This window comes from Mesorhizobium sp. M0998 (assembly GCF_040318885.1).
GTDB lineage: Bacteria > Pseudomonadota > Alphaproteobacteria > Rhizobiales > Rhizobiaceae > Mesorhizobium.
Map to the genome: position 1 here is coordinate 90,940 of NZ_JAMYND010000013.1, position 24,155 is coordinate 115,094.

22 protein-coding genes are annotated in these 24,155 nt (G+C 62.6%); 5 read left to right on the top strand and 17 right to left on the bottom strand.

Annotation, left to right across the window (positions count from 1 at the left end; all coding sequences use genetic code 11):
* Positions 1–40: 40 nt before the first annotated feature.
* The 7 genes from NKH59_RS14885 to NKH59_RS14915 form a co-directional block, all read right to left on the bottom strand.
* Positions 41–748, bottom strand: coding sequence for a DUF1045 domain-containing protein (locus NKH59_RS14885; protein WP_352614987.1), 708 nt, complete (start codon positions 746–748; stop codon positions 41–43).
* 148 nt (positions 749–896) lie between these two features.
* Positions 897–1,709: a 5-deoxy-glucuronate isomerase gene (gene iolB, locus NKH59_RS14890; protein WP_353022243.1), complete on the bottom strand. Its 813-nt coding sequence runs from the start codon at positions 1,707–1,709 to the stop codon at positions 897–899.
* A 2-nt stretch (positions 1,710–1,711) separates the two neighbouring features.
* Entirely contained in the window at positions 1,712–1,930 is a 219-nt protein-coding gene (locus NKH59_RS14895) for a DUF3329 domain-containing protein (RefSeq protein WP_352453009.1), read from the bottom strand.
* A gap of 41 nt (positions 1,931–1,971) precedes the next feature.
* Entirely contained in the window at positions 1,972–2,889 is a 918-nt protein-coding gene (gene iolE / locus NKH59_RS14900; protein WP_353022245.1) for a myo-inosose-2 dehydratase, read from the bottom strand.
* A 44-nt stretch (positions 2,890–2,933) separates the two neighbouring features.
* Positions 2,934–4,778: a 3D-(3,5/4)-trihydroxycyclohexane-1,2-dione acylhydrolase (decyclizing) gene (iolD, locus tag NKH59_RS14905; RefSeq protein ID WP_353022246.1), complete on the bottom strand. Its 1,845-nt coding sequence runs from the start codon at positions 4,776–4,778 to the stop codon at positions 2,934–2,936.
* A 34-nt stretch (positions 4,779–4,812) separates the two neighbouring features.
* Positions 4,813–6,747, bottom strand: a complete 1,935-nt coding sequence (locus NKH59_RS14910; protein WP_352819561.1) for a bifunctional 5-dehydro-2-deoxygluconokinase/5-dehydro-2-deoxyphosphogluconate aldolase — start codon at positions 6,745–6,747, stop codon at positions 4,813–4,815.
* A gap of 200 nt (positions 6,748–6,947) precedes the next feature.
* Positions 6,948–7,676: an SDR family oxidoreductase gene (locus NKH59_RS14915; protein WP_353022248.1), complete on the bottom strand. Its 729-nt coding sequence runs from the start codon at positions 7,674–7,676 to the stop codon at positions 6,948–6,950.
* Positions 7,677–7,813: 137 nt separating this feature from the next.
* On the opposite strand from NKH59_RS14915, the gene NKH59_RS14920 reads away from it, so the two are divergent.
* Complete coding sequence (locus NKH59_RS14920) at positions 7,814–8,704, top strand: AraC family transcriptional regulator (RefSeq protein ID WP_353022250.1); 891 nt, start codon at positions 7,814–7,816, stop codon at positions 8,702–8,704.
* Here NKH59_RS14920 and NKH59_RS14925 read toward each other — a convergent pair.
* Entirely contained in the window at positions 8,701–9,546 is an 846-nt protein-coding gene (locus NKH59_RS14925) for a MurR/RpiR family transcriptional regulator (RefSeq protein WP_352540037.1), read from the bottom strand. The genes NKH59_RS14920 and NKH59_RS14925 overlap by 4 nt on opposite strands.
* A gap of 153 nt (positions 9,547–9,699) precedes the next feature.
* On the opposite strand from NKH59_RS14925, the gene NKH59_RS14930 reads away from it, so the two are divergent.
* Positions 9,700–10,809 (top strand): Gfo/Idh/MocA family protein, encoded by a 1,110-nt coding sequence (locus NKH59_RS14930; protein ID WP_353022252.1) that lies wholly within the window; start codon positions 9,700–9,702, stop codon positions 10,807–10,809.
* A 227-nt stretch (positions 10,810–11,036) separates the two neighbouring features.
* Here the strand turns inward: NKH59_RS14930 and NKH59_RS14935 are convergent, their stop codons facing one another.
* From NKH59_RS14935 to NKH59_RS14965, 7 genes are all read right to left on the bottom strand, one after another.
* Positions 11,037–12,128 carry a 3-deoxy-7-phosphoheptulonate synthase gene (locus NKH59_RS14935; RefSeq protein WP_353022254.1) on the bottom strand — a complete coding sequence of 364 codons (1,092 nt, stop codon included), beginning with the start codon at positions 12,126–12,128 and terminating at the stop codon, positions 11,037–11,039.
* A gap of 339 nt (positions 12,129–12,467) precedes the next feature.
* On the bottom strand, positions 12,468–13,262 hold the full coding sequence (locus tag NKH59_RS14940; protein ID WP_352682250.1) for an SDR family oxidoreductase: 795 nt from the start codon (positions 13,260–13,262) through the stop codon (positions 12,468–12,470).
* Positions 13,263–13,285: 23 nt separating this feature from the next.
* Positions 13,286–14,287 (bottom strand): inositol 2-dehydrogenase, encoded by a 1,002-nt coding sequence (gene iolG / locus NKH59_RS14945; protein ID WP_352919907.1) that lies wholly within the window; start codon positions 14,285–14,287, stop codon positions 13,286–13,288.
* Positions 14,288–14,355: 68 nt separating this feature from the next.
* Positions 14,356–15,123: an ATP-binding cassette domain-containing protein gene (locus NKH59_RS14950; RefSeq protein ID WP_023677519.1), complete on the bottom strand. Its 768-nt coding sequence runs from the start codon at positions 15,121–15,123 to the stop codon at positions 14,356–14,358.
* A gap of 2 nt (positions 15,124–15,125) precedes the next feature.
* Positions 15,126–16,202 carry an ABC transporter permease gene (locus NKH59_RS14955; protein WP_292655972.1) on the bottom strand — a complete coding sequence of 359 codons (1,077 nt, stop codon included), beginning with the start codon at positions 16,200–16,202 and terminating at the stop codon, positions 15,126–15,128.
* 114 nt (positions 16,203–16,316) lie between these two features.
* Complete coding sequence (locus NKH59_RS14960) at positions 16,317–17,258, bottom strand: sugar ABC transporter substrate-binding protein (protein ID WP_352614967.1); 942 nt, start codon at positions 17,256–17,258, stop codon at positions 16,317–16,319.
* A gap of 309 nt (positions 17,259–17,567) precedes the next feature.
* Positions 17,568–18,599: a LacI family DNA-binding transcriptional regulator gene (locus tag NKH59_RS14965; RefSeq protein ID WP_023677522.1), complete on the bottom strand. Its 1,032-nt coding sequence runs from the start codon at positions 18,597–18,599 to the stop codon at positions 17,568–17,570.
* Positions 18,600–18,733: 134 nt separating this feature from the next.
* On the opposite strand from NKH59_RS14965, the gene NKH59_RS14970 reads away from it, so the two are divergent.
* Genes NKH59_RS14970 through NKH59_RS14980 form a run of 3 tightly spaced genes read left to right on the top strand, consistent with a single transcriptional unit; the run spans position 18,734 to position 21,451 of the window.
* Entirely contained in the window at positions 18,734–19,864 is a 1,131-nt protein-coding gene (locus NKH59_RS14970) for a fatty acid desaturase family protein (protein WP_352850020.1), read from the top strand.
* A gap of 40 nt (positions 19,865–19,904) precedes the next feature.
* Positions 19,905–20,219: a MocE family 2Fe-2S type ferredoxin gene (locus NKH59_RS14975; protein ID WP_352454826.1), complete on the top strand. Its 315-nt coding sequence runs from the start codon at positions 19,905–19,907 to the stop codon at positions 20,217–20,219.
* Between the two features lie 2 nt (positions 20,220–20,221).
* Positions 20,222–21,451 carry an NAD(P)/FAD-dependent oxidoreductase gene (locus tag NKH59_RS14980; protein WP_353022282.1) on the top strand — a complete coding sequence of 410 codons (1,230 nt, stop codon included), beginning with the start codon at positions 20,222–20,224 and terminating at the stop codon, positions 21,449–21,451.
* A 246-nt stretch (positions 21,452–21,697) separates the two neighbouring features.
* Here NKH59_RS14980 and NKH59_RS14985 read toward each other — a convergent pair whose 3' ends face one another.
* Together NKH59_RS14985 and hslU are read right to left on the bottom strand one after the other, a co-directional pair.
* Positions 21,698–22,657, bottom strand: coding sequence for a DUF1402 family protein (locus NKH59_RS14985; protein WP_023677526.1), 960 nt, complete (start codon positions 22,655–22,657; stop codon positions 21,698–21,700).
* A 182-nt stretch (positions 22,658–22,839) separates the two neighbouring features.
* Positions 22,840–24,153, bottom strand: a complete 1,314-nt coding sequence (gene hslU, locus NKH59_RS14990; RefSeq protein WP_254815924.1) for an ATP-dependent protease ATPase subunit HslU — start codon at positions 24,151–24,153, stop codon at positions 22,840–22,842.
* Positions 24,154–24,155 lie beyond the last annotated feature (2 nt).

Here is a 24,155-nt window from a genome sequence, read left to right on the forward strand (position 1 = left end):
TGAATTGGCGTCGCACTATCCGGTTAAAGCAAATAGCCATTTAGGCAGTTCTTCTGGCCGGGTGGCGCCCGAGCGCGTGATGCGACAGCACCATGAACGGCGCACCCGGTTCAGTTTCCACAAACAGCGTCAGCGCGTCCACCGCCACCGGCCGTTGCAGCACGTCCGTAAACAGGCTGTCGATTGCTAGGCGAAGACGAGGGCTTTCCTGTGACGACACCCGGCCGGACAGCGTCATATGGAAGCGAAACGTCTCGAAGACATAGGGATAGCCCCACTGGCAGAGATTGCGGAACTCGTCGGGCTTCAGCGAATCGGGGCTGCGCCGTTCGATCTCGGCTTCCGTCAACGGCGCGCGGAAGCGGTCGAAGTCGCGCACAACGTCGTCGGCGAAGCGGTTGAGCGCCGGCAGCGGTGCTTCCGGCACCAGCGCGAAGAAGCCGTCGATCTGGCTGACGACGAGGCGCGGGATCGTAACCAGCGGCGTCGCCTCGGCAAAATCGTCGAGTGCTGCACGAAGCGACGTTTCCGTCTCGTTGGAGGCCAGTCTGAAGGGCGCCTTCAGTGTCGCATGAAAGCCATAGCGGCGCGCCGAGGCGGTATGGAAGGCAACTTCTGCCGCCGACAACTCGCCCGCAGCCTCGACCGGCTTTGTGGCGGCACCGAATGGGTCGCGGGCGAGCCAGTCGGCAGCGATCCGTGCCAGCGGTTCGTCCTGTCGGGGGGTGAAATAGATCGCGTAGCGCATCGAAAGTCCTCGTCAGCCCCGCTGCCATAGGTGATTTCCATGACGAATTGACGAAGCTTTGCGGCGTTTTCGGTAACAAAACCACACAGCCGGGTCGTTAGCCGACGATTTTTCGCTTGGACCAGCGGTTGGGGCGAAGGGGAAGTGGTTAGGCCTTCATCAGCCATTCGTGCTCGGGCGCGTTGTGGAATTTCCACGTCCGCTTCGGTCCGGCCATGACGTTGAGATAATAGAGATCATAGCCGTGGCAGGCGGCGCAGGGGTGATAACCCTTGGGGACCAGCACGACGTCGCCGTCCTCGATCGCCATCGCCTCGTCGAGCGAACGAGCACCGTTCTGGTCGGCATCGGTGTAGACGCGCTGGAAAGCAAAGCCCTGTGGCGGGTTGAGACGGTGGTAATAGGTCTCCTCGAGATAGGATTCGGCCGGCAGATTGTCCTGGTCGTGCTTGTGCGGCGGATAGCTCGATGTGTGGCCGCCGGGTGTGATGACTTCAACCACCAGCAAGGAATCGGCCGGCTTGCCCTCCGGCAGGATGTTGGTGACATAGCGCGTGTTGGTGCCTTTGCCGCGAACCTCCTGGCCGAGATCGTCGGGCCCGATGACACGGACCGGCAGACCGCCGCCCAGTCCTGGCGCCGAACAGACGGCAAGTTCGAGATCGGTATCGGCGCTCACCGACCACTCCGACCCCTGCGGCACATAGACCGACCAAGGCTTGCCTTCGAACGGCGACATGCGTTCGCCCAGCAAGCCGAGATCCTTGCCGCCGGCCTTGGCCTTGCCCTTGCCGGTGACGAACACCAGGCAGACCTCACGATCCGCGGTTTGCCCGGAAGCGCTCTCGCCGGGCCTGAGCCGATGCACATCGAAGCCGACATAGGTCCAGCCGGCGTTTTGCGGCGTCACATGAGCGACGCGGCCGTGGCCCTTATTGGCTTTGACGAGCAGCTTCGACATGGTCATTCCTTCGGTTCGGCGTCCGCCGATGACTTGTCCTCGTCAGCCGGCTTGTAGAGATAGAAGAATTGCCAGACGGCATAGCCGGCGAAGCCGAGCGCGATCACGCCCCAGAACGGCGTGCCGGTGGCGAATTCGATCACCGACCAGACCAGGCAGACCGCGACAACGGCAACGCGCCGCCACAGCGGCCGGAAAAACGGGTGCTCGGAGTCTTTCATCGGATCACCCCCGGCATCGGATCAGCCCTTCCTCGCGAGCCTCAAGCATTGGGAAAGCCTTGTGTCTCCACCGTATAGCCGGCCGCTGTCATCACCCGCATCAATTCCTTGTAGCCGACCTGCGCCATCTTGAGCGGCGGGTTCTTCTTCGGATCCTGCTCGGCCTCGACCACGAACCAGCCTTCATAGCCATGGTCGGCGAGCCTCTGGACGATGGCGCCAAAATCCAGCGAGCCATCTCCCGGCACGGTGAAGGCGCCAAGTGCCACCGCGTCGAGGAACGATTGCTTCTCGCGATCCAGTCCCGCGATCACCTCCATGCGCACATCTTTCACATGCACATGGTTGATGCGCGGGTGGTGGTTATCAATAGCGCGCAGCACATCGCCGCCGGCAAAGGCCAGGTGACCCGCGTCGAGCAGCAATGGAATGGCTTCTCCCGAATAGCGCATGAAGGCATCTAGCTCAGGCTCGGTCTCAACTACTGCCGCCATATGATGATGGTAGGAGAGCGGCATGCCTTGCTCTGCACACCATTCGCCGAACTGCGTGAGCCGCCGGGCGTAGGCTTTCATTTCCTCGTCCGAAAGCCTGGGCTTGCTGGCGAGCGGCTTCGAGCGGTCGCCCTGGATGGAGCGGCCGACTTCACCATAGACGATGCATGGCGCGTTCACCGCCTTGAACAGGTCGATCATCGGCTGGATACGATCCTTGTTCTTCGCCATGTCTTCGTCGACCAGCGTCCCCGAGAACCAGCCGCCGCAAAGCGTCACGTCGGCCTCTTTCAGGATCGGCAGCATGATTTGCGGATCGTTGGGAAAGCGGCGGCCCATTTCCATTCCGGTAAAGCCAGCCGAGCGCGACTGGCGCAGGCACTCCTCCAGCGACACATCATCGCTGAGTTCGGCAAGATCGTCGTTCCACCATGCAATGGGGGACATGCCCAGTTTGGCTTTCAAGTCGTCACTCCAGTTTCAGACATTCGAGGCGCGTTCGCGGATGGCTAAAGAACCCGCCCGCCCAGCGCTTCCTCGTATTTCTTGCGCGCGGCATTCACTTGCGGCCGTGCCGAGACTTCCGGCACTGCGACATCCCACCAGCTTCCACCGGCCTCGGTCGAAACCAGCGGGTCGGTGTCGATGACCAGCACCGTCGTTCGCGTGTTCTTCTTCGCTTGCGCCAACGCCGTTTCCAGCCCGGCGATCGATGGCACTTTTTCGGCAATCGCACCCATGCTCGCAGCATGCGCGGCGAAGTCGATCTCGGGCAAGGCTTCGTGACGGGCGTCCTTCAGCAGATTGTTGAAGTTGGCGCCGCCGGTCGCCATCTGCAACCGGTTGATACAGCCATAGCCGCGGTTGTCGAGCAGCACGATGGTCAGCTTGAGGCCGAGCATCACCGAGGTCGCGATCTCGGAATTGAGCATCAGGTAAGAGCCGTCGCCGATCATGACCACGACCTCTTCGTCCGGCTTGGCCATCTTGACGCCAAGCCCGCCGGCGATTTCATAGCCCATTGTCGAGAAGCCGTATTCTGCGTGGTAGGAGCCGGGCGCGCCCGCCTGCCATAGCTTGTGCAATTCGCCGGGCAAGCCGCCGGCCGCATGAAGCAGTACCACGCCGGAGCCCATGGCGCGCTGTACTGCGCCGATCACTTGCGCGTCGGACGGATAGGCGGCATTGGTCGACGCCGTCACCTTGTCGGCATCCGCTTGCCAGCTCTTCTTGCCCGTGATCGCATTGTCGGTCCAGCCTGAAGGGGCTTTCCAGCCTTTCAGCGCCGCAGCGAGTTCGGCGAGCCCTTCCGCCGCATCGGCGACCAGCGGCAGCGCCTGGTGCTTTCCGGCGTCAAAAGGCTGCACGTTGAGCCCGATGATGGTCCTGCCGGCATGCTTGAACAATGCCCAGGAGCCGGTGGTGAAATCCTGCAGTCTGGTGCCGACGGCAAGCACGACGTCGGCCTCTTCGGCCAGCCTGTTGGCCGCCGAAGTGCCGGTAACGCCGACCGCGCCCATGTTCAACGGATGATCGTCCGGGAGCGAGGATTTGCCGCCTTGCGTCTCACAACCTGGAATGCCGGCGCCTTGCACCAGTTTTGCCAGCTCCTCGGATGCCTGCGAATAGAGTACGCCGCCGCCGGCGATGATCAGCGGCTTTTTCGCTGCTTTGAGTACCGCGACTGCGGCCGCCAGTTCGTTGCGGTCCGGGCGCTGCCGTCGCGGCGTCCAGAGTCGCTCGGCAAAGAAACTCTCGGGGTAGTCATAGGCCTCGGCCTGCACGTCCTGGCACAGCGCCAGCGTCACCGGGCCGCATTCGGCGGGATCGGTCAGCACCTGCATGGCGCGGTTGAGCGCCGGCATGATCTGCTCCGGCCGCGTGATGCGGTCGAAATAGCGCGACACCGGGCGGAGGCAGTCATTGACCGTCGCCGTGCCATCGGAAAAATCCTCGGCCTGCTGCAGGACGGGATCGGGAATGCGATTGGCGAAGACGTCGCCAGGCAGAAACAGGACAGGCAACCTGTTTACATGCGCAAGTGCCGCAGCGGTCACCATGTTGAGCGCGCCGGGGCCGATCGAACTGGTCGCGGCCATGAAGCGGCGGCGGAAATTGGCCTTGGCGTAGGCGATCGCCGCATGCGCCATTGCCTGCTCGTTATGGGCACGGAAGGTCGGCAGTTCGTCGCGAACCTGGTAGAGCGCCTCGCCGACGCCGGCGACATTGCCGTGGCCGAAGATCGCCCAGACTCCGCCGAAGATCGGCACTTTCTTGCCGTGCATCTCGGTCATCTGTCGGGCAAGAAAGCGGGTCAGCGCCTGCGCCATCGTCAGGCGGATTGTCTTGGTCATGTCGGTTCCTCCGCAGTGCTTATGTCGCGCCTTCTTATGCTGCTTTGCGACCGCGCGCGGCAAGCCATGCCTCGGTCAGTTTTTCGAAACGCGATGCCATGTCGGCCACCGCCTCCTCGTCCGACATCTTGCCGGCAAGCCATTGTTCGGCCGCGTTAATGAAGATGGTGCGGCCGACAGCGAAGCCTTTGACGATAGGCGCCTTGGCGGTGGCGGCGAAGGCCGCTTCCAACTCGTCCTGCGGCGCTTCCAGGCCAAGCAGCACAATCCCGCGGCACCACGGATCGTGCTTCAGGATCACCGCTTCGATCTTTGCCCATGCGCCGGCCGAAGCCTGCGGCTCGAGCTTCCACCAGTCGGGCTTGATGCCGAGCGCATAGAGTTCCTCCAGCGCCCGCGGGATCGTCATGTCGTCGAGCTTGCCGTGCTTGCCGGCGATGATCTCGATGAGAAGTTCTCTACCCACTTTCCGCGCGGCCTCGAACAAAGCGCGCAGTTTCTGCTGCTGTTCGCTCTTCAGCGCCGCGGGATCGTCGGGATGATAGAAGCACAGGCACTTGATGCAGTGGTCGACCGGCCATTCGGTCAGTTGCGAACCTATGTCTTGCGAGAACTCGAAGCGAAGCGGCCGCGAACCCGGCAACTCGACCGGCCGGCCGAGCCAGGCGAAGGAATGGTGGGCGAATTCGAACATCGCCTCGCGTCCGTATTTTTCGTCGAGCAGCATGCCGTAGCCGGCGCGGCCAGCCGCAACCTTGGCCGCAGCCTTGACCGTCAGCACCTTGAAAGCCGGGATTCGCGACGGATCGGCGCCGGCTTTTGCCGCGACATCCTCCAGCTGGACGCGGTGGTCGCAGGCGAACGCCATCAGCGAGGGGATGTCGCGCCGGCGCGTGGTCGCCCAATGGATGTGATTGATCGCCTCGTCCTTGCGCAGCGCCAGATGCTTGCTGCCGTTTTTCAGGAAGAACTGCAATTCCTCGAAAGTCGGGTATTCCGGTGCGCAGAGGAGCCGCGACACGGCAAAGGCGCCGCAGGCATTGGCCCAGGTCGCCGCCGTCGCCAAGCCTTCCTCGCCGAGCCAGCCGCGCAGGAAGCCCGACATGAAGGCGTCGCCGGCGCCGAGCACATTGTAGACCTCGATTGGAAATCCCTTGCCGACGATACCGTCCTCGAGGTCGTCGCTGATCGGCCCGTCATAGACGATGCAGCCCATGGCGCCGCGTTTTAGCACGATGGTTGCCGCCGACAGCGAGCGGATGGTTTTCAGCGCGCTCAGGCAATCGTCTGCGCCCGACGCGATCATGATTTCCTCTTCGGTGCCGACGATGAGATCGCAATCGGGCAGCACCGTCTTCAACTGCGCCGAGACGCGGTCGGATTTCACATAGCGCTCGAAGCCTTCGGCGTGGCCGGCGAGACCCCAGAGGTTGGGGCGGTAGTCGATGTCGAACACCACCTTGCCGCCCTTGGCCTTCATGACACGGATCGCCTTGCGTTGGGCGGCGTCGCTGTTGGGCCGCGAAAAATGCGTGCCGGTGACGACGATCGCGCGTGCCGAAGCGATGAACGCCTCGTCGATATCGTCTTTCGAAAGCGCCATGTCGGCGCAATCGCTGCGATAGAAGATCATCGGCGAGACCCCGTCATCCTCGACCGACAGCAGCACCAGGGCGGTCAGCCGCTCCGGATCGGTCTTGAGGCCTTGGACCGAAACGCCCTCGCGGGTCAGCTGCTCGCGGATGAAGCGGCCCATCTGCTCATTGCCGACGCGGGTGAGCAGCGCCGAGCGCAGGCCGAGCCTGGCAGTACCGACCGCGATATTGGCCGGACAGCCGCCGACCGACTTGGCAAAGGAAGTAATGTCCTCGAGGCGCGAGCCGATCTGCTGGCCGTAGAGATCGACGGAAGCGCGGCCGATGGTGATGATGTCGAGCGGCGCATGTCTCGCTTCCACGGCTTCGCCCATTCGAACCTCCCATCGGCTTTGTTGTCTTGGGTAACACGCGCGAGCGGCAGCGTGGCGCCGGCAATATGAAATAATAATTCCAATCCATAGTCAATATGGAACGAGCATTCCCAAGGCTGAAAAGTGCTGTGCAAGGCTCGCGCGTTCAGAAACTTTGAAGTCAGACGAACGTCAAGTGTCTACCACTGAAACCAGCTGATTTACCAAGGAAGCGGGCCATCATCGTTGAAGTACCCGGCGGTCGGGCCATCGGCGTCCAAGGTCGCCAGGTGAATGGCGATCTCGGCCGCCTGCTGCACCGTGCGGTGACCTTTATACCCGTTGAGATCGGTGGCTGTGTAGCCGGGCGCCGCGGCGTTGACCTTGATGCCTTGCGGCGCGAGCTCCCTGGCGAACGCCACCGTGATGGCATTCAACGCTGTCTTGGAGCTGCCGTAGCCCATCATGTTAACGGCGTGGTTCGCAGTGGCGGGATCGAGCGCCCGGCCGATGGACCCGGTGGAGCTGCTCACCATCACGATCCGGGCAGCAGGTGCTGCCAGCAGCAGCGACAGGAATGCCTGGGTCACGCGGATCGGGCCGAAGACATTGACGTCGTAGGTGGCCTGGATGTCGGCGATCCGCTGCTGGCTCGGCGGCAGGTCGTAATTGATGGCGACGCCGGCGTTGTTCACCAGCACGTCGAGGCAGGGGCTGGCCTGCCTGAATGCCTCGGCTGCCGCCTTCACACTGTCATCCCGCGTGACGTCCAGCTCAAGCCACTCCACGTCGAGGCCTTCGGCGCGCAATGCCTGCGCCGCCGCCATGCCGCGTTCGGCGCTCCTGGCGCCGAGCCAGACCTTGAAGCCCTTGGTCGCCAGTTGCCGGGCGATTTCACGGCCTATACCCTTGTTGGCGCCGGTCACCAGCGCGCTTTTCGATGTCGTCATATCGGTGTCTCCATGTTTGCTGTGGAAGACCCACAAATGGCGCGAGACAGCGGGCGCCGCGCGCCGGAAATTCTCCGGTTCTTGCCTAATCCTCTCACGCTGTTGCGCAGCTGGTGCGAATGCGCGATGCTGGCGCAATGAGCGAAGCGCTGCAGGAGTTGATCGAGATCGCCGGCCGCCATGCGCGCGGGCGAAGAACAAGAACGGCGATTCCCCGCGTTTCGATCGGCCGCAGCGAAGTCGCCACGGCGCCAATACCAGGGGTGTGGGGGTCGGGGATCTTATTCGTACTGCAGGGCGCGAAGACGGTTCTGATCGGCGACCGGGCTCTTCGTTACAATCCGGCCAGCTATTTCATCTATACTGTCGAGACGCCCACCATCAGCCAGATAATCGAAGCGAGCGCGGCGCGTCCTTACCTGGCCATTGGCTTGACCCTTGACCTGCAGGCCGTCGCCGCGCTCCTCGTCGAGCACGCGCCGGCCCTCAGTGGCGACAGTTTCTCCACCTCTCCCGCTGATGACGACCTGCTCGACGCGTTGCGTCGAATGATGCGGCTGCTTGACCGGCCAGCGGAGATTCCCGTGCTCGCGACCATGATCGAGCGAGAGATGCTGTTTCGGCTCCTGCAAGGCTCCCAAGGCGGAAAGCTTCGTGAACTTGCGCGCGCCGATGGCCATCTGTCCCGGATTGGCCGGGCGATCGCCTGGATCCGTTCGCATCCCCATCAGCCGGTCCGGGTCGGCGACCTGGCCGAGATTGCCCGTATGAGCAGTGCTGCGTTTTATCGTCACTTCAAGGCGGCGACGGCCATGAGCCCAATCCAGTATCAAAAGCAAATCCGCTTGCTGGAAGCCCGCCATCTGCTGATTGCCCAGCCGGGCAACGTCGCACGTGTCGCCTTCGCCGTCGGCTATGAGAGTGCTTCCCAGTTCAGCCGGGAGTATGCCCGCCAGTTCGGGTCGCCGCCCGCCCGCGACGCAGCGCGGCTTTCGGCAGAAGGCGAAACGGCAATAGAGGTGATCTAAGGCTTGCGCTTGCGGCCGCTGTCGCGCCGCTTCTCGCCGACCGCGACGGTCAGCGCCATAGCCAAAGCCATCGTCGCCGACAGCGAGCGGAAGCCGGCGAAATCGGCCTCGGCGACCTCGAACCAGACCCTGGCGAATTGGGCGAGTGGCGAAAAGGAGCTGTCGGTAATCGCCACGATCGGCACGCCTTGCTCCGAAATGACGCGCGCCTCCTCGATGGTGGCCGGGGCATAGGGCGAAAAGCTGATGGCGATCACGGCGTCCCTTGGGGAGGCAAAGCCGATCATCTCTGCATTGAGGCCGGCGGCCGATTCGATCAGCTGGTTGCGGATCTTGAGCTTGCCCAATGCATAGGCGATATAGGAGGCGACCGGGTAGGAGCGCCGCTTGGCCAGCACGTAAATGGTTTCGGCCTTGGCCAGCACGGTGATCGCATCTTCGAAATGGTCTTCATTCAGCGTGCGCGAAATGTCGTTGAGCGAGGTACTGGCTGCGGCAACAAAACCGTCGAAAATCGCGCGGTGGCCGGCGCCTTCCTCGGCCTTGGCGCGCAATGCCGCCAGCCTTTCATCATAGGATGAGTTGCGCTCGCGCAGGCGCTCGCGAAACACCAACTGCAGGCTGGTGAAACCATCAAAACCAAGCTGCTGGGCAAAGCGGATCAGGGTCGAAGGCTGGACACCGGCGGAAGCGGCGATGCTGGCAGCGGTGCCGAAGGCGATATCGTCTGGGTTGTCGAGCGCATAGGCGGCGATCTGGGCGATACGTTTCGGCAGGCTCTGACGCCGCTCCAGTATCGTCGCCCGCAGCGTCTCGAAATCGCGCGGCACCCGTTCGTCCATCGTCGCTCCGCCCAGGCTCATCGTCTGGTTCCCTCTGTGGCCCATCATAGCGGGCCTGTGCAAGAACACCATAAAAAATGAGACAAGCGTTCCATCTGCAGACAAAATGGACTAATTCATCCACACAAATTTTGCGCACAGGGAGGCAAGCGGATGGTCGGGGTAGGTCTTATCGGCACGGGTTTCATGGGCAAGTGCCACGCCATTGCCTGGAACGCGGTCGGCACCGTCTTTCCCGATGTGGCCAAGCCAAGGCTGGTCCATCTGGGCGAGGTCAACGAGGATCTTGCCAAACGCCGTGCCAGCGAATTCGGCTTCGCCAAGGCGTCCGGTGACTGGCGCGCCGTCGTCGACGACCCGGATGTCGATGTCATCTCGCTGACCACGCCGAACCAGTTCCACCCGGAAATGGCCATCGCCATCCTCGAAGCCGGCAAGCATCTGTGGTGTGAAAAACCGATGGCGCCGAATTTTGCGGAGGCGCAAGCAATGGCTGCGGCGGCCCAAAAGTCCGGCAAGGTCGCCGCGCTGGGCTATAACTACATCCAGAACCCAGCGATCCGCCATATCGGGGCGCTGCTCGACGAGAAGATCATCGGCGAGGTCAACCATCTGCGTATCGAGATGGACGAGGACTTCATGGCCGATCCGGAGGCGCTGTTCTTCTGGAAGCACGAGGCGGCGTCCGGCTACGGCGCGCTCGACGATTTCGCCGTGCACCCGCTGTCGCTCATCGCCATACTGTTCGGCCGCGTTGCCCGCGTCATGTGCGACATGGCCAAACCCTATGCCGACCGCCGCGTCGCCTCGGGCGGGCGCCGCGCGGTCGAGACCTACGACATCGCGAGCATCCTGATGCATCTCGAAAACGGCATCGCCGGCACGCTGCTGGTCAACCGTTCGGCCTGGGGCCGCAAAGGCCGGATCGCCATCCAGATTTTTGGCTCGAAGGGCTCGATACTGTATGACCAGGAGCGGATGAATGAGTTCCAACTCTATTTGACGGCCGACCGGCCGACCGAGCAAGGCTATCGCACCATCCTCGTGGCGCCGCATCATAAGCCTTATGATGCCTTCCTGCCGGCGCCCGGCCACGGCCTTGGCTTTAATGACCTCAAGATTATCGAATGCCGGGAACTGTTGACGCGACTTGCCGGCAAGCCGGCGCGGATCATCGATTTCGACGAAGGCCTGGAGATCGAGCGCACGGTGCACGCGATGGCGCGCTCGTTCGCGGAACAGCGCTGGATGGAGGTGCGGTAGTAAGCCCGCGCTGGTCTCCCCTTCCCCCCTTGTGGGAGAAGGTGGCCGAGCGAAGCTCGGTCGGATGAGGGGTGTTGGACGGATCGCTACAGCGAAGAAATAAACGCTTAAAATCCCTCAATATTTTTGCGCCGAGTTTCTTCCAGCACCCCTCATCCGGCTCGGCGCTGCGCGCCGATCCACCTTCTCCCACAAGGGGAGAAGGGCCAGGGCCGGCATTGGCTGCCTCAGGCGGCTCCTGGCCGGCCGGCGATTATGGCGCGGCGCACCGACCGGCGCTGCTCGACGGCGTCGGCAAGGCCGTGCAGCACGGTCTCGGTGGTCGCCCAGTCGATGCAGCCATCGGTGATGCTCTGGCCATAGAGGAGCGGCTTGCCGGGCACGACATCCTGCCGGCCGGCGACAAGGTTGCTCTCGATCATGACGCCGATGATGCGCTCGTCGCCTGCCGCGATCTGGCCCGCCACGTCAGCCGCCACCAGCGGCTGGTTTTCCGGCTTCTTGTTGCTGTTGGCATGACTGACATCGATCATCAGCCGAGGTGCCACGCCGATCCGGCCGAGCTCAGCGGAGGCAGCAGCTATGCTTGCCGCGTCGTAGTTGGGCACAATGCCGCCGCGCAGGATGACGTGGCAGTCCTCGTTGCCGGTGGTCGTCGCGATGGCGCTGCGCCCACCTTTCGTCACCGCCATGAAATGGTGCGGCTGGGCGGCGGATTTCACCGCCTCGGCCGCGATCCGCAAATTGCCGTCGGTGCCGTTCTTGAAGCCGACCGGGCAGGACAGGCCTGATGCGAGTTCGCGGTGGATCTGGCTCTCGGTCGTGCGCGCGCCGATCGCGCCCCAGGCGACGAGGTCGGCAATGTATTGCGGAGTTGTCATGTCGAGGAACTCGGTCGCTGAGGGAAGGCCGAGATTGTTGACCGCCGAGAGCACGTTGCGGGCCATCCGCAGACCCTTGTCGATGTTGAAGCTGCCGTCGAGGTCGGGATCGTTGATCAGGCCCTTCCAGCCGATCGTCGTGCGCGGCTTCTCGAAATAAACCCGCATCACGATCTCCAGCCGGTCCGACAGGTTTTCACGCAGCGATGCCAAACGGCTGGCATAGTCTACGGCGGCGGCCGGGTCGTGGATTGAACAGGGGCCGACGACGACCACCAGCCGATCGTCGGTGCCGGTCAGCACCGCGTGGATCGCATTGCGTGACGCGGCAACGGTGCGCGTCGCCGTCAGCGTGCGCGGTATCTCCCGCATCACCTCGTCCGGCGTGCTCAATTCCCTTATTTCTTTGACCCGAAGATCGTCTGTGGTCGTCAACACGGCTTATGCTCCTGATTGGGAGACCTGCCGGCTGAAACAAAAAAGCCGCCAGGTCTGGCGGCTGTTCGGATATTGTTGCTGCAATCTTCAGATCGAGCGCAATCCTCCCGCCGCCAGCGAGCTCATAAAGTACCAATATGTGGCGGTCAGGTTGATCATGAGGGCTGATATAGTCGATGCGGATGCGCTTGTCACGTGCCTGGTGAGGAGGAGGTTTACTCCAGCCCATTCGCGATTGGCTGAAGCCCCCCGAACTTCGTCATCCTCGGGTCTGCGCCGCGTCGCTGCGCTCCTTGCTCCGCCCGTGGATGACGAAGCGTTCCGCTAGACTTGCCGGCGTTATTCCGGCGACGACCCGGCGACGCTCTGGTCGTAATCGACCAGCGACCCGGTCATGACGCCGGACTGCGGGCTGATCATATAGCTGATCAACCGGGCAAGCTGTGCCGGCTTCACCAATTGACCCATCGGCTGCGCGGCCTCGGCCCTTTCCAGCCAGTCGTCCGGGGCGTCGTGCCATTTCTTCTGCACGATCGCCTCGCCTTCGGTGTCCATCCAGCCGGGCAGCACCGCATTGCAGCGGATGCGATTGCCGCGATAGGCATTGGCGACATTCTTGGTGAGTGTCGCCAGCGCTCCCTTGCTTGACGAATAAGGCGCCAGGAACGACTGGCCGCAATGCGCCGACATCGACAGCACATTGACGATCGAGCCCGGTACCTGGCGCGCCAGCAAATGCGCCACCACGCCCTGCATCAGGAAAAACGGGCCGCGCACATTGGTCTGGAATATCTGGTCGAACAGATCCTCGGAGGTCTCGACCAGCGAGCCGCGAGCCGAGGTGGCAGCGGCGTTGACCAGCGCGTTGACGGAACCAAAATGGCCAATCGCCGTTTCGACCGCACGCTTGCAGTCGGCCACTTTTGAGACGTCGGCGCTGATGAAGATGGCATCGACGCCTGCCCCCTTGAGGATGGCGACAGCCTTGTCGCCCTTCTCCTGCGAGCGGCCGATCAGCGCCAGCGCCCGGCAACCCTCATCGGCCAGCGCTTCGGCGACGGCAAAGCCGATGCCTTGTGCGCCGCCGGTGACGATGGCGCGTGTTTCGGAATTGCGACCGGCTGAACCGTTCATCGCCTTGCTCCTGTGCTTGATAGTCAGATTGTTTTGTCGAGGCGGACGGTCTTGCCTTCCTTGGCCGATTTCAGCGCCGCATCCGCCAGCCTGAGCGCCACCAGCCCGTCCTTGCCGCTCGGCGCCGCCTTCTTGCCTGACGTCGCTGCCGCGATGAAGGCAGCGATCTCGTTGGCATAAGCGTCGAGATAACGGGTCATGAAGAAATCGTGCAGCGGCGGCCGCGTATAGCCTTTCTCATTGGCCAGTTCGATCGACACCGGCCGCTGGTTCTCGGCCGCAATCATGCCTTTCGAGCCATGCACCTCGATGCGCTGGTCGTAGCCGTAGGTGGCGCGGCGCGAGTTGGAGATAACGCATTGCTTGCCGGAGGCAGTTTCGAGGATGACGCTGACGCTGTCGAAGTCGCCGGCCTCGCCGATCTTCTTGTCGACCAGCACCGAAGCATGCGCGCTGACCGCCACCGGCTCCTCGCCGAGCAGGAAGCGCGCCATGTCGAAATCATGAATGGTCATGTCGCGGAAGATGCCGCCCGAGCGGCCGATATAGTCGAGCGGCGGCGGGCCGGGATCGCGCGAGGTGATTGTCACCATTTCGACAGTGCCGATGGCGCCGTCGTCGATCGCCTTGCGCACGGCGGCAAAATGCGGATCGAAGCGGCGGTTGAAGCCGACCATCAGGGTGGCGCCGGCCTTGTCGACGACGGCCAGGCATTCTTCCACTCTGCCGGCGTCGAGATCGATCGGCTTTTCGCAGAAAATCGCCTTGCCCGCTTTGGCGAAGCGTTCGATCAGATCGGCATGGGTATCGGTCGGCGTGCAGATGACGACCGCATCGATATCGCCGGCCTTCTCGATGGCATCGATGCTGCGCACTTCGGCGCCGTAGGCAGAGGCCAGATCGGTCGCCGCCTTCTCGAAGGCGTCGGCAACTGCGACCAGCCTGGCCTCAGGATTGGAACCGACGGCGCGAGCATGGACCTTGCCGATACGGCCGGCACCGAGAAGAGCAAAGCGAAGAGGCATGAAGAGTTTTCCTTTGAGGATGGTTCGGAAGGGAGGGCGTGTCAGCGCCTGTGGCTCGGCGTTGGCCGTTACGCCGCAAGTTCCGCCTGCCCGGTCTTGGCGCCGGTGATGTAGGAGACGATATCGTTGCCGTCGGTGTCCTGCTTGCGCAAATTGGCGACGATGCGGCCGCGCCGGAAAACGACGATGCGGTCGACCAGGTCGAACACCTGGCGCATGTTGTGAGAGATCAGGATCAGCGGTTCGCCATTCTCCTTCAGCGTGCGGATGATGTTTTCGACCTGCATCGTCTCCTGCACGCCGAGTGCCGCCGTCGGCTCATCCATGATGATGAGCTTGGAAGCAAAGGTCGCGGTTCTGGCAATTGCTACGCACTGGCGCTGGCCGCCCGACATGTGGCGGATAGTATTGGAAAGATTGGGGATCTTGACCGCTGTCCGGACCAAGGCTGCCTCGGTCGCCTTGCGCATGAACTTGCGATCGAGGATCGAGAAGGGCCCGAGATTGAACAGCACCCGCTCGCGGCCGAGGAACAGGTTCGACGGCACGTCGAGGTCGTCGGCGAGCGCCAGGTTCTGGAACACCGTCTCGATGCCTGCCTCGCGGGCTTCGATGGGGCCGGCAAAATTCACTTCCTTGCCGTCGAACCACATCCTGCCACTGGTGCGCTGCTCGACGCCGGTGATCTGGCGTACGAAGGTCGATTTCCCCGCGCCGTTGTCGCCCATGATAGCGACATGCTCGCCCTTGCGCAGCTCGAAGTCGGCACCCTCCAGCGCATGGACGCCGCCATAATACTTGGTCAGGTTTTCGGTCTTCAGGACGATGTCCGACATGATCAAGCCCTCATTGCCCGCAGGCGTTGGCGCCACTGGTCGAGAACGACTGCGCCGACGATGATCACGCCTTTGACCATCTCCTGATAATAGGCGTCGAGGCGCAGAAAGGTGAAGCCGGAGATGATCACGCCGAAGATCAGCGAGCCGATCACCGTTCCGATGATCGAGCCGCGGCCGCCCGACAGCGAGACACCGCCGATAACCGCCATGGCGATCGCATCGAGCTCGTACATTACACCCATGCCGGCCTGGGCGGTGAGATTCTTGGAGCTCAGCACCACGGCGGCGAGCGCGGCGAGGACGCCGGCAATGACGTAGACGAGGATCTTGTGGTTGGCGATGTTGATGCCGGACATGCGCGCGGCGTCCTCATTGGAGCCGATCGCATAGCAGTGCTTGCCATATTTGGTGTAACTCAGGATCAGCTGGAACAGCACTGCGAGCGATATGAAAATGATGACCGGCATCAGCCCCTTGCCGATGGCGGCGAAACTCTCGGTCGGAAACGAGATCGGCTGCCCCTTTGACCACCATTTGGCGATGCCGCGCGCGGTGACCATCATGCCGAGCGTGGCGATGAACGGCGGGATGCGCGTGTAGGCGATCAAAGCGCCGTTGACCAGGCCGGCCAGCAGGCCGCAGCCGATCGCGACCAGCACGGGCACGATCACCGGCAGGTCGGTCCAGCCCTGGGCGATGAACATCGCCTTGGGGTTCGGGTTGCCGTTGACCGTCGCCACCTGGGCGAAGCTCATGGCTATCATCGCCGTGGCGCCGACGATCGAACCTGAGGACAGGTCGATGCCGCCGGTAATGATCACCTGCGTCACGCCGATGGCAATAATGCCGACGATCGACACCTGCAGGATGATGATCTGCAGGCGCGCTTCGTTGAAGATCGCATCGATATTGTCGCGGGTATTGAACAGGAAGCTGTCGCCCAGGAAAACCCGGCCGATCAGCTCGAAAGCGCCGACCAGGATGACGAGCGCCAGGAAGACGTTGAATTCGGCCGGCCATGCGCGCCGTTTCGCATCATAGCTGAGCCCGCCGACGCCGTGAGATGTCTGTGCCAATCGTGCTTCCTCCGTCAGCCACGGTCTCCACTCGGCGCTGTTCAGGCCGAGAGGGAAAAAGCGGAGCGGCGCTGTCTTACTTTGGCGCGCCGCTCCGTATCGGACAGGTCCGCCTCAGTTCTTCTTCAGGAACTTGTCGATATTTGCCGGCGTGACCAGCTGGAACGGGATGTAGACCTTGTGCTCGACCTTCTCGCCCTTCGCCAGCTTGAGCGCCGCGTCAAGCGCGCCGGCACCCTGGCCGGCCGCGTCCTGGAACACCGTCGCATCGAGGTCGCCCGCCTGCATCGCGGCAAGCGCATCCTGGGTAGCGTCGACCCCGCCGACGACAACCGACTTCATGTCGATGTTGGCGGCCTTCATCGCCTGGATGGCGCCGATGGCGCTTTCGTCATTATTGGCGATGACGCCGTCGAACGGCTTGCCGGTCGACAGCCAGTTGGTCATCAGGTTCTGCGCTTCTTCGCGCTTCCAGTTCGACGTCTGCTTGTCGATGATCTTGATGAAGCTGCACTCCGGTGTGGCGATCACGTCATCAATGTCCTTGGTGCGCTGCACCGCTGCCTGGTTCGACAGCTCGCCCATGATCACATAGACATTGGCTTCAGTCTTGCCGGCCTCCTTGAACAGGCGGCAGACCTCCTTGGTCTCGAGCGTGCCGGAATCGGCTTCGTTCGAGGCGACGAAGGCCTGGTTTTCGGGCAGCTTGTCGACGTTGACCGGCTCGCGATTGACATAGACCAGTGGAATCTTGGCAGCGGCGGCTGCGTCCGACATCGCCTGGGTCGCCGAGGTGTCGACCGGGTTGACGATGATGGCGTCGACGCCTGAGGCGGCGAAGTTCTTGATCTGGTCGAGTTGCTTGGCGACGTCGTTCTGCGCATCCTCCACCTGCAGCTCGACGCCGTCCATGCCCTTGGCCTGTTCAATCATGCCGTTGCGCAGCACGGTGAGAAAATTGTCGTCGAACAACGCCATCGACACGCCGATCTTGGCGGCAAAGGCGGACGAACTCATCAGCGCCGCGAACGCGACGCCCAAAAGCAGTTTTTTCATTTTATTTCTCCTCCACATTGGTGTCCGGCTGCACCGATCTACCCGGAATCCCCGATCTCGCAGGGAATTCTCTCCCGATTGCCATTTTTGGTTCCGGAGGCATTTGCCTGAAACAGATCTTCCGGAACGAAAGAACCAAAATGCTCAGATGGTGAAATATTTATTCCATTTCGCGTGGGCGTCAAGCGAGATTTCGCCATGAGGAATGGATTTTCGGCATTTCGAGCGCTTTTGGACGGACGCTCAGGCAAGCGAGGCCTGAAAGCATTCTGATAGATTACATCATGTCTGCCGCCGATGACCGCGACGTCAGATGTTTTCTGGCAGATAAATGTCGAAGGGCAGAAAGGTCTGGCCCGGCGCATTCGCAGCGCCGGTCTCGATGGCATGCGCCATCAGCCCGACAAGCTCGCGGCAAAGCGCCGCCAGTGGCGTCGAGATCACCATGGTCAGGAAATTATCTGCCAGCGCCGCGCGGGAGTCGGGCGTGATCTCGTTGCAGACGACCGCCGGCATCTCAGCCGGCTTTGCCTCCCTCAGCGCCGAGATCGCGCCTTCCATGCCGCCACCGGCGACATAGCAACCGGCGAGATCAGGGTGGCGGGCCAGAAGCTCGATCATTGCATCATGCGTGATCTGGTTCGCTTCCAGATTGACCAACGTCTCGAGGAGAGTGAATTCCGGCGCCTGCTCGCGAAAGAAGGAGCGAAAACCGATCTCGCGGAGCTCATGGCCATGGAAGCGATGGCTGCCGACGAAGAGGGCAACCTTGCCAGGTCTCTTCGCGGCCTTCGAGATCATCCAGGCAGCGGTGCGGCCGACCTTGCGATTGTCCAGGCCAACATAGCCCTCGCGAATACCGGATGCAAAGTCGGAAAGCAGGGAGAACACCGGTACGCCATTGGCTTTCAGAGCCTCGACGGCGACCGTCAGCGTCGGGTGATCAGGCCCGACCAGGGCGACGGCCCTGGATTTGGCGGCCAGCTTGCGCATCCGCTCGACGATCTCGTCCGGCGCCAGCGAAGCGGCGAAGTCGATGGTCGCCACGCCGCGAAAGCGCGGCGACTGCGATACCGCCAGTTCAAGCTCGCGGGCAAATTCGCTGTAGAAGACGTCCTCCCGCCTCAACAGCAGGAACCCGAGCCGGTATTCGGGCAATTCATGGCGCATCCGCTGCTTGATCAATCCGGCTGCGTGATAGCCGATGCTGGTCGCGGCCTCATAGACGCGGCGCGCGGTTTCCTCGCGCACCGGCAAGCGGTTGTTCAGCACTCGATCGACGGTGGCAACGCTGACCCCCGAAATGCGCGCCAGGTCGGTGATCGTCGGCCGTTTCGCCATCGCTGCCTCATTCCACTGTTTGGCCCTTTTACACCATTCTGAGGGAAAATGATAGAAACTATCTTTGTGATATTGAGCCTATCAGGGGTCGGCGTTATTTTGAACGCTGACCGAATATGATCGAGGCCTCCGCTATGGTGGATATTGGACTCCGAACCGGGAATACGAGCTCCGCAGCAGCGTCCCGACGCGACTACAGCCTGATCGGCCGCGACGCGAAGCTTGCCGTCGAGAGCGGGCTGGCGGCGGCCGAGTGGTATCACACCGACGTGCCGCGCAAGCAGATGAAGGAGCTGATGCAGCGCTCCGACGGCCCGGCGATCCGCGACACCATCATCTGGCTCGGCACCATGATCCTCAGCGGCGCCGGCGCCGCCTGGTTCTGGGGCAGCTGGTGGTGCGTGCCGTTCTTCTTCGTCTACGGCGTCCTCTACGGTTCCTCCACCGACTCACGCTGGCACGAATGCGGCCACGGCACCGCTTTCAGGACGCAGTGGATGAACCACGTGGTCTATCAGGTCGCCTGCTTCATGATCATGCGCAACCCGGTGACCTGGCGCTGGAGCCACACGCGACATCATACCGATACCATCATAGTCGGCCGCGATCCGGAGATCTCGGTGATGCGTCCGCCCGATCTGCTGCGCGTGGTGCTCAACTTCGTCGGCATTCTTGACGCCTGGCATGCGATGAGCGACATGCTGCGCAATGCAGCCGGTATCGTCAGTCCGGCCGAAAGAACCTTCATTCCCGACCAGGAGCAGCCGAAGGCAATTCGCATTGCCCGCATCTGGACGACAATCTATGCCGCGACCATTGCGCTGGCGCTCTACACGGGCTCGTTCCTGCCGCTGATGCTGGTCGGGCTGCCCAGGCTTTACGGCGCGTGGCACCATGTCATGGTCGGCCTGCTGCAGCATGGCGGCCTGGCTGAAAACGTCACCGATCACCGGCTCAACAGCCGCACCGTCTACATGAACCCGATAAGCCGCTTCATCTACTGGAACATGAACTACCACGTCGAGCATCACATGTTTCCCATGGTGCCCTATCACGCGCTGCCCAGGCTGCACGAACTGATCAAGCACGATCTGCCGGCGCCGACACCATCCATCCTGGCCGGCTACCGCGAGATGATACCGGCTTTCCTGCGCCAGCTGCGCAATGAGGATTATTTCATCAAGCGCGAACTGCCGCCGACGGCGAGGCCCTATCGCGAGGATTTCCACAGCGATAACGCTGCTGTTGCGGTGGCTGCTGAATGACAAGCCCATGCCAACGCACCAAACATCGAGGGACCCGTAAATGAGCGACTGGGTCGAGGCCTGTGACGCCGAGGACATCGACGAAGAGGACGTGATGCGCTTCGACCATGGCGGCCGCACCTTTGCCATCTATCGCAGCCCCGACGACGGGTATTTCGCCACCGACGGGCTTTGCACGCATGAGAAGGTGCATCTGGCCGACGGGCTGGTGATGGACGATATCATCGAATGCCCGAAGCATAATGGCCGCTTCAACTACAAGACAGGGGCTGCCAGGGGCGCGCCGGTCTGCGTCGATCTCAGGACTTATCCGGTCAAAGTCGACGCCGGCAAAGTCCTTGTCCGGATCGGTTGATGATGACGAAGGGAATGGTCATCATCGGCGCCGGCGAATGCGGCGGGCGCGCCGCCCTTGCGCTGCGCGAGCTCGGGTATGATGGCCCGGTGACGCTGGTCGGCGACGAGCCGCATCTTCCCTATGAGCGCCCGCCGCTGTCGAAAGACGCGATGGTTGCCGACGCGCCCCTGATCAAGGCGATCGCCAGCGACGCGATCCTGGCCGAGCGCTCTATCCGGCATATCCATTCGGTTTTGGCTGTGGCGATCGACCGCACGGCGCATGTCGTGCGCCTGTCCGACGGTTCCGCCCTGGCCTACGACAAGCTCCTGCTGGCGACCGGTTCGGTGCCGCGCAAGCTGCCGATGCCGGGCCTTGGCGGGCGCTGCGTCTACCTCCGGACCTTCAACGACGCGCTGGCCATTCGCGCCCATCTCAGCGCCGGAAATCGCATCGCCATAGTCGGCGGCGGCTTCATCGGGCTTGAGCTTGCCGCGGCGGCGCGCAGGCTGGGTGCGGCGGTCACCATCATTGAGGCGCAGCCGCGCATCTTGATGCGCGGCGTGCCAGCCGAGATCGCTGGGGTTATCCATCAGGCGCATGAAGCGGAAGGCGTGAAAATCCTGTGCGGCGAGGGCATCGCCGCCATTGCCGATGATGGCGCCGAAGTGCGCATCGCGCTCGCCGGTGGACACGACATTGTCGCCGATCTTGCCGTGATCGGCATCGGCGCCGTGCCGGTGACCGGACTTGCCGCGGAGGCGGGGCTGACCGTCGACAATGGTGTCGCCGTCGACGCCGAGCTTCGCACCAGCGACCCGGATATCTTTGCCGCCGGCGACTGCTGTTCGTTTCCGCTCGCCCTCTATGGCGGCCGGCGCGTGCGGCTCGAAGCCTGGCGCAACGCACAGGAGCAGGGCGCGCTCGCCGCAAGGAATATGCTTGGCGCCGGCGAGGCCCACGCCGCAGTGCCGTGGTTCTGGTCGGATCAGTACGGCCTGACCTTGCAGATCGCCGGCCTGTCGGACGAAGGCCGCAGCATCGTGCGCCGCGACCTCGGCGACGGCGCCTTCATCCTGTTCCACCTCGCCGAGGACGGCAGGCTGGTTGCGGCAAGCGGCATCGGCGCCGGCAACGCGGTCGCCCGCGACATAAGGCTGGCCGAGATGCTGATTGCGAAGCAGGCAAGGCCGGCGCCGGAAGCGCTGGGCTCGCAGGCGATCAAGCTGAAGTCGCTGCTGGCGGCATGAACGCCGCGCCAAATGTCGAGGTTGGCGCCGCCCCTCATTTGCCTGCCGGCATCTTCTCCCCGTATAGTGACGGGGAGAAGGGGCTGTCACGAGCGTTGGCGCCCTTTCTGCCGCATTCGAGATTGGCGAAACCATCGGCGCAGGCTTCTTTCTCCCCGTCACTAAATGGGGAGAAATGCCCGGCAGGGCAATGAGGGGCGGCGCCAACGCCCAAAAGTGGGTGAAACCTGAATCTCGACGCTCGCCTTAAAACAGCGCCTTCAGCTCCGGCAGCTTGTCGTTGACCAGCCAGCCATAGTAATTTTCCTCGGGCAGTTTTTCCGGCTCGCCCGCAGCGCGGCGCTTGTCGTTCTCGGCCTTCAGCGCATAGGCGCGCTGTTCGGGGTTGCCGACATTGTAGAGCGTCGACGTGATGCCGGGATTGCCTGAGATGTCAAAGCCGGCAATGCTTCTATAGGCGTCGATCGATTTCCGGATTGTTGCTGCGACATAAGGCAGTGTCAGGTCAGGATCCATGATGGTCTTGTAGACCGCGTTGGGATCGCCGACGTCGAGTTCCGGCAGGCCGGAAACCTTGTGCACGAGGTCGCTCATTTGCAGTGCCGTCAGCGGATTGAGCTGGCCAAGGCCAAAAGTCTGGCCGGCATAATAAGGCTGGAAGAAAGTGGCGCCTAAGCGGTCGTTGGGAAAGCTCTCGCCGTCGACGGTCTTGCCGCGGAACGACCGGTTCCACACCTGTTCGCGGCACTCCCACAGATCGTAGCTGTCGGACTTCCCTGCGCATTTCGCAAATTGCGGCCGCTGCACGAAATCGGAGATATCCTCGCCATCATAGGCAAAGGAGAGCTTGCTCGACAGATACGAAATCGCCTTGACGTAGTAGGTCTGCAGCCGGTCGTAGGCATCGACATTGTAGGTGTGCTCGCCGACGATGGCGCCGACGATATGCATTGGGTCGATGCCATAGGCCGCGGCTGCCTGCTTGATCTTGCCGCGCAACTCGGCATCGTTCTGGAGCAGCGCAAAGACTTTGCGGTATTTCGCCTGGAAGGTGGTGTTGGTCGCCTGGGTGCGCCGGCTCGAAGCGCCCGGTATGTCCGGCTGCTCGGTGTTGCGGTTGCCCGGCGGCACCATCGTTGCCGCTTGCGCGGCGAACATGGCTGCCGCCAGCGTCAGCCCCAAAATGACGAGGATCAGTTTTTTCATGCGCCGCCGCCCAAATAGTCGCCGGCAAACTAGGTAATGCTCCACCGGGAGTCGAGAGACGCCTGCACCCGACGGGACAAAAGCTTGCCGGATGCTTCCATTTGGCCACACATCGGGAATGCTGGGCCAAATTGGGGAGGCCGGGAGCAATTCCCCGACCCTCTTCGAGAATGAAGCGTCTCCTACAAGATGAAACGCGACAAGTCCGTGTTTCTGGAGAGGTCGCCGACATGCTTCTCGACATAGGCGGCATCGATGGTCACCGAGGTGCCGTTGCGGTCCGGCGCGTCATAGGAGATATCGTCCAGCACCCGTTCCATCACCGTCTGCAGCCGCCTGGCGCCGATATTCTCGACGCTGGCGTTAAGGTCCACGGCGATGCCGGCCAACGAATCGATCGCATCATCGGTGAAGACCAGGTCGACGCCTTCGGTCTTCATCAGCGCGATATACTGCTTGATCAGGCTGGCTTCGGTCTCGGTGAGGATGCGGACGAAATCGTCCTTCTCCAGCGCCCGCAGCTCGACGCGGATCGGCAGGCGACCCTGCAATTCCGGCAGCAGGTCGGAGGGCTTGGCGACGTGGAACGCACCCGAGGCGATGAACAGGATGTGGTCGGTCTTCACCGGTCCATATTTGGTCGCAACCGTGGTGCCTTCGACCAGCGGCAGCAGGTCGCGCTGCACACCTTCACGCGAAACACCGGCACCGATGCCGCCTTCGCGCGAGGCGATCTTGTCAATCTCGTCAAGGAAGACGATGCCGTCATTCTCGGTCGATTCGAGTGCCCTGCGCACCACTTCGTCCTGATCGAGCAGCTTGTCGGACTCGTCGCTGATCAACAGCCCGTAGGATTCCTTGACGGTCGTCTTGCGCAACTTGGTCTTCTTGCCGCCCATCGCCTTCGACAGCATGTCGTTGATGTTGAGCACGCCGATATTGGCGCCCGGCATGCCGGGAATCTCGAAGCCAGGCATGCCGCCATTGCCGGTATCGGCCACTTCGATCTCGATCTCCTTGTCGTCGAGTTCGCCGTCGCGCAGCTTCTTGCGGAAACTGTCGCGGGTGGCCGGGCTCGCCGTCTTGCCGACGAGCGCTTCGAGCACCCGTTCCTCGGCGTTGATGTGGGCACGCGCCTTAACGTCCTCGCGCATCTTCTCGCGCACCAGCCCGATGGCGATCTCGACCAGATCGCGGATGATCTGCTCGACATCGCGGCCGACATAACCGACCTCGGTGAACTTGGTGGCTTCGACCTTGACGAAAGGCGCACCGGCAAGGCGTGCCAGGCGGCGTGAAATCTCGGTCTTGCCGACACCGGTCGGGCCGATCATCAGGATGTTCTTCGGCATCACCTCTTCGCGCATCTGGCCCTCGAGCTGCTGGCGGCGCCAACGGTTGCGCAAGGCAATCGCCACGGCACGCTTGGCGTCTTTCTGGCCGATGATGAAGCGGTCGAGTTCCGAAACGATTTCGCGGGGAGAGAAGGTGCTCATGT

Coding starts and splice junctions, on each gene's coding strand:
- NKH59_RS14885 (WP_352614987.1), bottom strand. CDS start 748: ATGCGCTACGCGATCTATTTCACCCCCCGACAGGACGAACCGCTGGCA.
- iolB (WP_353022243.1), bottom strand. CDS start 1,709: ATGTCGAAGCTGCTCGTCAAAGCCAATAAGGGCCACGGCCGCGTCGCT.
- NKH59_RS14895 (WP_352453009.1), bottom strand. CDS start 1,930: ATGAAAGACTCCGAGCACCCGTTTTTCCGGCCGCTGTGGCGGCGCGTT.
- iolD (WP_353022246.1), bottom strand. CDS start 4,778: ATGACCAAGACAATCCGCCTGACGATGGCGCAGGCGCTGACCCGCTTT.
- NKH59_RS14910 (WP_352819561.1), bottom strand. CDS start 6,747: ATGGGCGAAGCCGTGGAAGCGAGACATGCGCCGCTCGACATCATCACC.
- NKH59_RS14915 (WP_353022248.1), bottom strand. CDS start 7,676: ATGACGACATCGAAAAGCGCGCTGGTGACCGGCGCCAACAAGGGTATA.
- NKH59_RS14920 (WP_353022250.1), top strand. CDS start 7,814: ATGAGCGAAGCGCTGCAGGAGTTGATCGAGATCGCCGGCCGCCATGCG.
- NKH59_RS14925 (WP_352540037.1), bottom strand. CDS start 9,546: ATGGACGAACGGGTGCCGCGCGATTTCGAGACGCTGCGGGCGACGATA.
- NKH59_RS14930 (WP_353022252.1), top strand. CDS start 9,700: ATGGTCGGGGTAGGTCTTATCGGCACGGGTTTCATGGGCAAGTGCCAC.
- NKH59_RS14940 (WP_352682250.1), bottom strand. CDS start 13,262: ATGAACGGTTCAGCCGGTCGCAATTCCGAAACACGCGCCATCGTCACC.
- iolG (WP_352919907.1), bottom strand. CDS start 14,287: ATGCCTCTTCGCTTTGCTCTTCTCGGTGCCGGCCGTATCGGCAAGGTC.
- NKH59_RS14950 (WP_023677519.1), bottom strand. CDS start 15,123: ATGTCGGACATCGTCCTGAAGACCGAAAACCTGACCAAGTATTATGGC.
- NKH59_RS14960 (WP_352614967.1), bottom strand. CDS start 17,258: ATGAAAAAACTGCTTTTGGGCGTCGCGTTCGCGGCGCTGATGAGTTCG.
- NKH59_RS14965 (WP_023677522.1), bottom strand. CDS start 18,599: ATGGCGAAACGGCCGACGATCACCGACCTGGCGCGCATTTCGGGGGTC.
- NKH59_RS14970 (WP_352850020.1), top strand. CDS start 18,734: ATGGTGGATATTGGACTCCGAACCGGGAATACGAGCTCCGCAGCAGCG.
- NKH59_RS14975 (WP_352454826.1), top strand. CDS start 19,905: ATGAGCGACTGGGTCGAGGCCTGTGACGCCGAGGACATCGACGAAGAG.
- NKH59_RS14980 (WP_353022282.1), top strand. CDS start 20,222: ATGACGAAGGGAATGGTCATCATCGGCGCCGGCGAATGCGGCGGGCGC.
- NKH59_RS14985 (WP_023677526.1), bottom strand. CDS start 22,657: ATGAAAAAACTGATCCTCGTCATTTTGGGGCTGACGCTGGCGGCAGCC.
- hslU (WP_254815924.1), bottom strand. CDS start 24,153: ATGAGCACCTTCTCTCCCCGCGAAATCGTTTCGGAACTCGACCGCTTC.